This window comes from Catenulispora yoronensis, assembly GCF_039531695.1.
Lineage (GTDB): Bacteria > Actinomycetota > Actinomycetes > Streptomycetales > Catenulisporaceae > Catenulispora > Catenulispora yoronensis.
In genome coordinates this window covers 102,720-109,966 of the sequence record NZ_BAAAQN010000045.1, presented here as the reverse complement: position 1 = coordinate 109,966, position 7,247 = coordinate 102,720, and the positions used below count along the sequence as shown (strand labels likewise).

7 protein-coding genes are annotated in these 7,247 nt (G+C 71.8%); 6 read left to right on the top strand and 1 reads right to left on the bottom strand.

Going from position 1 to position 7,247, the window contains the following annotated elements; all coding sequences use genetic code 11:
• Positions 1 to 164: 164 nt before the first annotated feature.
• Positions 165 to 1,145: an AraC-like ligand-binding domain-containing protein gene (locus tag ABD481_RS30820; RefSeq protein WP_344669312.1), complete on the bottom strand. Its 981-nt coding sequence runs from the start codon at positions 1,143 to 1,145 to the stop codon at positions 165 to 167.
• A 161-nt stretch (positions 1,146 to 1,306) separates the two neighbouring features.
• On the opposite strand from ABD481_RS30820, the gene ABD481_RS30815 reads away from it, so the two are divergent.
• From ABD481_RS30815 to ABD481_RS30790, 6 genes are all read left to right on the top strand, one after another.
• Entirely contained in the window at positions 1,307 to 2,836 is a 1,530-nt protein-coding gene (locus ABD481_RS30815) for a fumarylacetoacetate hydrolase family protein (RefSeq protein WP_344669311.1), read from the top strand.
• On the top strand, positions 2,833 to 3,792 hold the full coding sequence (gene dapA / locus ABD481_RS30810; RefSeq protein ID WP_344669310.1) for a 4-hydroxy-tetrahydrodipicolinate synthase: 960 nt from the start codon (positions 2,833 to 2,835) through the stop codon (positions 3,790 to 3,792). The genes ABD481_RS30815 and dapA overlap by 4 nt, the downstream gene beginning before the upstream one ends.
• A 5-nt stretch (positions 3,793 to 3,797) precedes the next feature.
• Positions 3,798 to 4,811 (top strand): 3,4-dihydroxyphenylacetate 2,3-dioxygenase, encoded by a 1,014-nt coding sequence (hpaD, locus tag ABD481_RS30805; protein ID WP_344669309.1) that lies wholly within the window; start codon positions 3,798 to 3,800, stop codon positions 4,809 to 4,811.
• Positions 4,812 to 4,956: 145 nt separating this feature from the next.
• The gene (locus tag ABD481_RS30800) at positions 4,957 to 5,544 is read left to right on the top strand and encodes a dihydrofolate reductase family protein (RefSeq protein ID WP_344669308.1); all 588 of its coding nucleotides are present in this window, start codon (positions 4,957 to 4,959) and stop codon (positions 5,542 to 5,544) included.
• Between the two features lie 17 nt (positions 5,545 to 5,561).
• The gene (locus tag ABD481_RS30795) at positions 5,562 to 5,906 is read left to right on the top strand and encodes a YciI family protein (protein WP_344669307.1); all 345 of its coding nucleotides are present in this window, start codon (positions 5,562 to 5,564) and stop codon (positions 5,904 to 5,906) included.
• Positions 5,907 to 6,033: 127 nt separating this feature from the next.
• Entirely contained in the window at positions 6,034 to 7,239 is a 1,206-nt protein-coding gene (locus ABD481_RS30790; protein ID WP_344669319.1) for an RNA polymerase sigma factor, read from the top strand.
• Positions 7,240 to 7,247: the final 8 nt, after the last annotated feature.

Sequence of the window (7,247 nt, the reverse complement as noted above, 5' to 3'; positions counted from 1 at the left end):
GGGCGGCGGCGCGGCGGGCGGCGCGGGCGTCGGCCCGGTGGGTGGCGCGGGTGGGCGCGCGGGCGGCGGCGCGGTCGGTGGCGCGGTCGGTGGCAGAGTCCGGACACGGTACTCACCCGATCGACCCCATCGACCGGGTGAGTACTCGTCTGTCCGACCGAGTGTCAGTCCGCGGACAGAGTCACGCCGCCCTCGAAGGGCTCGCTCGTGAACCGGTACTCCCGCGGGCTGGCGCCGTAGGCGGAACGGAACACCCGGCTGAAGTGCGCGGCGTCGACGAAGCCCCAGCGGGCGGCGATGGCGCTGACCGGGCGGGTGAGCTGGAGCGGGTCGCGCAGGTCGCGGCGGCAGTGTTCGAGCCGGCGCTCCCGGATGAGGGCGGAGACGGTGGTGCCTTCCTGGCTGAACAGCTTGTGCAGGTAGCGGGTGGATATGTAGTGCGCCGCGGCGATCGTCTCCGGGCCCAGGTCCGGGTCGCCGAGGTGGCTCTCGATGAACGAGGTGATGCGGATCAGCAGGGCCCTGCGGCCCGAGTCCGGGTTCGGCGAGTCCAGTTCGAGCTGCCCGGAGATCAGGGTGACCAGCAGGTCGACGATGTTGTCGGCGAGGCGGGGGCCGGCCGGGCTCTCGTACTCGTCGAAGTGGTCGGCCAGGCGCAGCAGCAGCGGCGAGACCAGGGCGCCGATCCCGTGCCGGCCGGAGACCCGGACCGCGGTGATCCGGGCGACCTCCTCGGGCTTCAGGCGCAGGCGGGCGCGCGGGACCATCAGGACCAGCTGCCGGTAGGTGTCGTCGAAGGACAGGCTGTAGGGCCTGGTGGTGTCGTAGACGGCGAAGTCGCCCGGGGTCAGCGGGGCCTCGCGGCCGTCCTGCGTCAGCACGCAGTAGCCGCGGACCTGGAGGCCGATCTTGAAGTAGTCCCGGTCGGAGGAGGCGATGGTGCGCGGGGTGCGGCGCACGGTGTGGGCGTTGGCCTCGACCGAGGAGAGCTGCACGGCGCCCAGGCGCACGGTGCTCAGCTCGCCGTGGAAGTCGCCTTCGCCGGGCTCGGCGCGCAGCGGCACGAAGGCGTCGCAGACGACGCTGCGCCAGTAATCGAAACGCTCAGCCAGTGCGACATCGGCGGTGCGCAGGGTGAGGGACATCGCCACCTCCTTGAGGGTGGGGTCCATAGTGTCCTGCGGGCGGGTTTCTGCCAAGACCCGCGTTCGCTGACGGACAACCGGTGTGCGTTTGGACGCAAGGATGCACGGCGGGTCGGCGAGAAGACTGGGGGTCAACCTGACACAGTGCTGGAGACCCCCACATGCCGCACCCTCTCGGCGCGCGACCAGGCAAGGTCATCGCCGTCCATCTCAATTACCGGTCCCGGGCCGCCGAACGCGGGCGGATCCCGGACCAGCCGTCCTACTTCCTGAAGCCGGCCTCCTCGCTGTCCGGGGCCGGCGATCCGCTGGTCCGGCCGCGCGGCTGCGAGCTGATGTCCTTCGAGGGCGAGATCGCCCTGGTCATCGGCGAGCGGGCGCACCGGGTGCCGCCGGAGCGGGCCTGGTCGCACGTGCGCTGGGTGACCGCCGCCAACGACGCCGGCGTCTACGACCTGCGGTACGCCGACCGCGGGTCCAACCTGCGGTCCAAGGGCTCGGACGGGTTCACGCCCATCGGCCCGCGGCTGCTGGAGGCGTCCGCCGTGGATCCGGCCGCGCTGCGGCTGCGGACCTGGGTCAACGGGCACCTGGTGCAGGACGACACCACCGACACCCTGCTGTTCGACTTCGCGCGGCTGGTCGCCGACCTGTCGCGGACCATCACCCTGGAGCCCGGCGACGTCATCCTGACCGGGACGCCGACCGGGGCCGGGGTGGTGCAGCCCGGCGACGTGGTCGAGGTCGAGGTGGTGGCCGGGGCGTCGAGCACCGGGCGGCTGGCGAACCAGGTCGTCGAGGACGACGGCCCGCTGGCCGAGTACGGGGCGATGCCGCGGCTGGTGGCCAGTGACCGGGACGACGCGTACGGGGTGCGGTCGGAGCCGGTGCTGACCGAGCGGCGGAAGGCGGCGCTGGCCGGCCTGGCCACCGCCACGCTCGCCTCGCAGCTGCGCAAGCGCGGGCTGAACGGGTTCTTCGTCGACGGCGTCCGGCCCACCCGGCCGGAGCTGAAGATGGTCGGCACCGCCCGGACGCTGCGCTACCTGCCGCTGCGGGAGGACCTGTTCCAGAAGTACGGGGGTGGGATGAACGCGCAGAAGCGGGCCGTGGAGTCGCTGCTGCCCGGCGAGGTGCTGGTCATGGACGCCCGGCGGGAGGCCGACGCCGGCACCATCGGCGACATCCTCGCGCTGCGGGCGCTGAAGCGGGGCGCGGCGGGGGTGGTGACCGACGGCGGGCTGCGCGACAGCGTGGCGGTCTCGGCGCTGGACCTGCCGGTCTTCCACGGCGGCGTGCACACGGCGGTCCTGGGGCGCAAGCACGTGCCGTGGGACACCGACGTGCCGATCGCCTGCGGCAACACCCTGGTGCAGCCCGGCGACGTGCTGGTCGGCGACGCGGACGGCGTGCTGGTGCTGCCGCCGCACCTGCTCGACGAGCTGATCGCCGACTCCCAGGAGCAGGAGGCGCAGGAGGCGTTCATCACCGAGCAGGTCGCGGCGGGGGCCGGGATCGCGGGGCTGTATCCCGTGGGCCCGGACTGGCGGGACGCCTACGAGCGCTGGCGTGCCGCCCGGCCGACTCCCTCTCCGGAGGAACCGGCCGCCGGGAGCCCGGCCGCGACGGGCTCCGCCGAAAACCGTTCCGAAAGCACTTCCCAGACCCGAGCGTTGGAGAACCGACCGTGAAATTCCGCAGCGACCCCCGCCAGATCCGAGGCTCCCTGGCCCCGGTGGTGACCCCGTTCACCGACGACGGCGCCGTGGACCTGGAGGGTCTGCGCCGCCTGGTGCGGTGGCAGATCGACGCCGGCTCCCACGGCATCTCCCTGGGCGGCTCCACCGGCGAGCCGGGCGCGCAGAGCGTCGCCGAGCGGATCGCGGCGATGGCGGCGGCGTCCGAGGTGATCGCCGACCGCGTGCCGTTCCTGCCCGGCACCGGCTCGGCGAAGCTGGCCGAGACCATGGAGCTGACCGCCGCGGCCCGGGAGCTGGGCGCCGACGCGGCCCTGGTGATCACGCCCTACTACGCGCGCCCCACGCAGGAGGCGCTGTACCGCTGGTACGCGGCGGTCGCGCAGGAGTTCCCGGACCTGCCGCTGGTGGTCTACAACGTGCCCTCGCGCACCGCGGTGGACATCGAGCCGGCCACCGTGGCCCGCCTGTTCCGCGACTTCGACAACATCGTCGGGATCAAGGAGACGACGAAGGATTTCGAGCACTTCTCGCGAACCTTCCACGCGTGCGGCCCGGATCTGCTGATGTGGTCCGGGATCGAGCTGCTGTGCCTGCCGCTGCTGTCGCTGGGCGGCGCCGGCTTCGTCTCGGCGCTGGCGAACATAGCGCCGACGGCGGTGGCCAGGATGTACACCCTGTGGGAGGAGGGCGACCACGCGGCGGCGCGGGACCTGCACTACCGCCTGCACCCGCTGGTGGACCTGCTGTTCGTGGAGACGAACCCGGCGCCGGCCAAGTGGGTGCTGAAGGACGCCGGGCTGCTGGCGTCCGGCCATGTGCGGGCTCCGCTGATCGAGCCGACCGAGAGCGGCCTGAGCGCCATCCGGGCCCTGCGGGCGGCGGGCGAGGACCTGCTGGACTTCTCCGCGGCGGACATCGCCGTCGCGGGCGCGGAAGTGGGGAGCTGACAACGATGGCCGTTCCGAAGGACTGCCCGGCGCCGGACGTGGTGCGCTCGGCCTACGCGCAACTGGCGGTGACCGACCTGGCGGCCTCGCGCTGGTTCTGGGTCGACATGCTGGGCTTCCACGTGCAGTGCGAGACCAAGGACGCCCTGCACCTGCGCGGCACCGACGAGCTGACGCACCACTCGCTGGTGCTGCGCCAGAACGACGTCGCGGCGCTGGACCACATCTCCTACCGGGTCCGCACCCCCGAGGACGTCGAGCGGGCCGCCCGCTACTTCGACGCGCTGGGCTGCCCGGTCCGCCGCGTCCCGGCCGGCAAGGGCACCAACGGCGTCGGCGACGCGGTCCGCGTCGTGGACCCGCTGGGCTTCCCGGTGGAGTTCTTCTACGAGATCGAACGCGCCGAACGCCTCATCCAGCGCTACGACCTGCACCGCGGCGCCCAGATCGCGCGGCTGGACCACTTCAACATCTGCACCCCGGACATCCCGGCGGCCTACGAGCACTACCGGGGCCTGGGCTTCGGCTGCTCGGAGACGATCGAGGGCGACGAGCACGAGCTCTACGCGGCCTGGATGTTCCGCAAGCAGACGGTCCACGACGTGGCCTTCACCGGCGGGGCCGGCCCGCAGCTGCACCACGTGGGCGTGGCCACGCACGAGTCGCACCAGGTGCTGCGGACCGCCGACATCTTCGGCGCGCTGCACGCCGAGCACCACATCGAGCGCGGCCCGGGCCGGCACGGCGTGTCGAACGCGTTCTACGTCTACCTGCGCGACCCCGACGGGCACCGGGTGGAGATCTACACGTCGGACTACTACACCGGCGACCCGGACCACGAGACCTACCGCTGGAACGTGCACGACGACCGGCGGCGGGACTTCTGGGGCAACGCGGTGATCGAGTCCTGGTACAAGGAGGCGTCGCCGGTGCTGGACCTGGACGGAGTGCCGCAGCCGATCTCGGCGACGATTCTGGACGAGTCGGCGGTGAAGGTAGGGGCTGACGGACTGGGGTAGGACCCTTGGAATCGTGCGCGGCGTCGTCTTGGGGGCGGCGTCGCGCACGTTTGTTTTTCGCGGATGTCGATTTCGGCCGGGGCGGTTCGTATAGAGGGTGAACCGGGCCGCGGAAGAACGGTCCGCGAACGAACGGAGCAGATCGATGCGTGCGATCACGGCGACGATGTCGGTCACCCTCGACGGGGTCGTCCAGGGCCTGGGCCGCCCGGACGAGGACACCCGCGGCGGGTTCGCCCACGGCGGATGGGGCGGAAGGTACAACGACGAGGTCATGGGCCAGGAGATGGGCAAGGGCATGAGCAAGCCCACCGACATGCTGTTCGGCCACCGGACCTGGCAGGACTTCATCGGGGCGTGGGCCGGCCGGACCGACGGCAACCCGTTCACCACGCACATGAACGCGGCCACGAAGTACGTCGCGTCCAGGACCCTCAAGGACGCCGACGCCTGGCAGAACTCGGTCCTGCTGCGCGGCGAGGCCACCGAGACCGTGGCCGAGCTCAAGGCCACCCCCGGCAGGGAACTGACTATCATCGGCAGCACCTCGCTGATCCACAGCCTGCACGCCGCCGGCCTGATCGACCACTACTGCCTGCTGATCCACCCGCTGACCCTGGGCGGCGGCACGCGCCTGTTCGAGGACCCCGCGCCGCTGACCGAGTTCGAGCTCGCCGAACCGGCCGTCACCACCACCAAGGGCGTGATCATCGCCCGCTACAGCCGCCGATAGAGCGAGAGGAGCAGACCGTGCCGAAGTACCTGCTGTCGATCTACCAGCCGGACGGCCCGCCGCCGGAGAGCGCGGTCATGGACCGGATCGCCGATGCCCTGCACCAGTTGAACCAGGAGCTGCGCGACAGCGGCTCGTGGGTGTTCACCGGCGGCCTGCATCCGCCGAGCACCGCGACGGTGGTGCGGTCCGACGGTCTGTTCACCGACGGCCCTTATATCGAGGGCAAGGAGTGCATCGGCGGCATCTGGGTGATCACCGCGCCCGACCTGGACGCGGCGCTGGCGTGGGGCCGCAAGGCCGCGGCGGCCACCACGCTGCCGATCGAGGTCCGGCCGTTCCGGGATGTCGAGCCGTATTGAGCACCCGGTGAGCACCCCGTTGAGCGCCCGGTTGAGAACTCTAATGAGCACCCCATTGAGCACTCCAATGAGCACTCCATCGAGCACCCTTTGACCGGCCGGTGAGCGCCCCTTGAGCACCAAACCGATGACGCCGCAGGACATCGCAGCCGTCTTCCGCGCCGAGTACGGCAGAGCCGTGGCCGTACTCGTGCGCATGCTCGGCGACATCGGCCTGGCCGAGGACGCCGTCGCCGACGCCTTCGAGACCGCGCTCGCCAAATGGCCGGCCGACGCCCCGCCCCACCCGGCCGGCTGGATCATCACCACCGCCCGCAACCGGGCCGTCGACCACCTCCGCCGGGAGAGCGCCCGCCCACGCAAACACGCCGAGGCCGCCCTCATCAGCGCCCCGGCCGAGCCCACCGAGGAGGACGCCGTGCCGGACGACCGCCTGCGGCTGGTGTTCACCTGCTGCCATCCGGCCCTGGGCCGCCCCGCCCAGGTGGCGCTCACCCTCCGCCTGCTCGGCGGGCTCACCACCCCCGAGATCGCCCGCGCGTTCCTGGTGCCCGAAGCCACCATGGCGCAGCGCCTGGTCCGCGCCAAGGCGAAGATCCGCGACGCCCGCATCCCCTACCGGATTCCGACCGAGGCCGAACTGCCCGAACGCCTCGCCGCCGTACTCGCGGTGCTCTACCTGATATTCAACGAGGGGTACGTGTCCGCCTTCGGCACCGACCTCGCCCGCGGCGACCTCTGCCTCGAAGCGATCCGTCAGGCCCGGGTCCTGGTCGAGCTGATGCCCGACGAACCGGAGCCGGCCGGACTGCTCGCGCTGATGCTCCTGACCGAGGCACGCCGCCCCGCGCGCACCGACGCCAACGGTGCGCTGGTGCGACTCGCCGACCAGGACCGCTCCCGCTGGGACGCCGACCTGATCGCCCAGGGCCGCGCGATCGTCCGCACCTGCCTGCGACGCAACCAGCCCGGCCGCTTCCAACTGCTCGCCGCGATCAACGCCGTGCACACCGACCCGGCGACCGACTGGAGACAGGTCCTCGCGCTCTACGACCACCTCCTCCACTTCGACCCCGGCCCGGTCGTCATCCTCAACCGCGCCGTCGCCGTCGCCGAGCTCAACGGCCCCGAAGCCGCCCTCCAGCAGATCGAAGACCTCGATCTCGGCACCTACCACCTCTTCCACGCGATCCGCGGCGACCTCCTGTCCCGCCTCGGACGCACCGCCGAAGCCCGACAAGCCTTCGACACCGCCGCCGCGCTCACCGGCAACCGGACGGAACACGCTTATTTGACCGCTCGGCGCGACCAGCTCGACGCAGAATCCCGCTGACCGCGAAC

Bases quoted from the DNA above. Each gene is read 5' to 3' on its own strand.
- ABD481_RS30820 (WP_344669312.1), bottom strand. From the start codon at position 1,145: ATGTCCCTCACCCTGCGCACCGCCGATGTCGCACTGGCTGAGCGTTTC.
- ABD481_RS30815 (WP_344669311.1), top strand. From the start codon at position 1,307: ATGCCGCACCCTCTCGGCGCGCGACCAGGCAAGGTCATCGCCGTCCAT.
- hpaD (WP_344669309.1), top strand. From the start codon at position 3,798: ATGGCCGTTCCGAAGGACTGCCCGGCGCCGGACGTGGTGCGCTCGGCC.
- ABD481_RS30800 (WP_344669308.1), top strand. From the start codon at position 4,957: ATGCGTGCGATCACGGCGACGATGTCGGTCACCCTCGACGGGGTCGTC.
- ABD481_RS30790 (WP_344669319.1), top strand. From the start codon at position 6,034: ATGACGCCGCAGGACATCGCAGCCGTCTTCCGCGCCGAGTACGGCAGA.